Below are 1,384 nucleotides of genomic sequence, written 5' to 3'. Positions count from 1 at the left end.
CGCTGAAGGCGCAGCTCGCGGCGCTCGGCCGGATCGGCCCGGCGCTGCGCGCGCCGATGACGCCTGCGAGCGCGCCGGTCGCGGCGGCGCTGCAGGCCGCGTGGGAACACGCCGGCCAGCAGACGGCCGGCCTGCCGAGCTGATCAGGGTTCTCAGGCTTTGGCGCCGATCTGCTGCAGCGCCTGCTGGCAGGCGGCGTCGCGCTCGGCCTGCGGCTTGGCCTTCAGTTCCTCGAACGCCAGGTCGCCGTTCAGGCGGCCCTGCATGAACAGCTTCAGGATGTTGATGTCCAGCTTGGCCAGCAGGTCCGAGCGGCCGTGCGCCTCGGTCTCGAAGCGCCCCTTGAAGGCATCCAGCGCGGCATCGCTCGCGCCGCAGTGTTGCGCCATCTGGTAGCGCTGGCCGCTTTGCAGCCCGCCTTCGACGATCTCATCCTTGGATTGCGCCATGGCGGCGCAGGAGAACCACAACAGGCAGGCGATCGGGACGAGGCGCATGGAAGAGGTCGGAGGGTTGGACAATCCGCGAGGTTAACCGAGCCGGTGCACCGGCTCGCATGGCCGCCGTAACGCGCGTGACCGGCTGTTGCTTTTCGCCGCTAGCATGCCGAGATGGTCGATGCTTCGCTGAGGTTCCTCGAAGGGGGTGGTGAGATGGGCGCGCGCATGCGCGCCTTCGACTGGGGCTGCACGCCGCTCGGCGACCCCGCCGGCTGGCCGCAGAGCCTGAAGACCATCGTGCGGGTGATGCTCGACTCGCGCTTCGCGATGTGGATGGCCTGGGGCAGCGGGGCCACGTTCTTCTGCAACGACGCGTACCTGCCGACCGTCGGCATCAAGCACGACTGGGTGCTCGGCGCGCGCGCTGACGTGGTCTGGGCCGAGATCTGGCACGACATCGGCCCGCGCATCGACCAGGTGCTGAGCACCGGCACCGCCACCTGGGACGAGGGCCTGCAGCTGTTCCTGGAGCGCAGCGGCTACCTCGAGGAAACCTTCCACACCTTCTCGTACAGCCCGGTGTATGACGATGCCGATCGCGTGGCCGGCATGCTGTGCGTCGTCGTCGAGGACACCGAGCGCGCGATCGGCGAGCGCCGGCTGCGCCTGTTGCGCGAGCTGGCCGCGTTGCCGGTCCGCGAGCTGCCGACGCTCGCGGCCGCCGCGGCGCAGCTGGTCGCCACGCTCGGCAACAGCCCGCAGGACCTGCCGTTCGCCGTGCTCTACCTGCCCGATGCCGCCGACGGCAGCGACCTCGAACTGACCCGTGTCACGCAGACCGCCAACGTGCCGCCCGATGCGTTGCCGCGCCGGTTGGCGCGCAACGGCGCGTCGCCGCTGACGGTGGCCGTTCGCGAGGCCGAGCGCAGCGGGCTGCCGCAGCG

At 70.7% G+C, this 1,384-nt stretch carries 1 protein-coding gene and 1 pseudogene; one reads left to right on the top strand and one right to left on the bottom strand.

Annotated elements, in window-relative coordinates:
- Positions 1 to 152: 152 nt before the first annotated feature.
- Positions 153 to 497: a hypothetical protein gene (locus AC1D01_RS34730; RefSeq protein WP_477874066.1), complete on the bottom strand. Its 345-nt coding sequence runs from the start codon at positions 495 to 497 to the stop codon at positions 153 to 155.
- Between the two features lie 114 nt (positions 498 to 611).
- On the opposite strand from AC1D01_RS34730, the pseudogene AC1D01_RS34725 reads away from it, so the two are divergent.
- Positions 612 to 1,384 (top strand): annotated as a pseudogene (locus tag AC1D01_RS34725) (two-component system sensor histidine kinase/response regulator); the annotation flags it as partial.

It is taken from the genome of Rhizobacter sp. P3_B12 (assembly GCF_056402895.1).
Note: the sequence above shows the minus strand (reverse complement) of the source record. Positions and strands in the feature narration are given on the sequence as shown.

What these genes read in the sequence shown, in the direction of transcription:
- AC1D01_RS34730 (WP_477874066.1), bottom strand. Translation starts at nt 497, where the DNA reads ATGCGCCTCGTCCCGATCGCCTGCCTGTTGTGGTTCTCCTGCGCCGCC.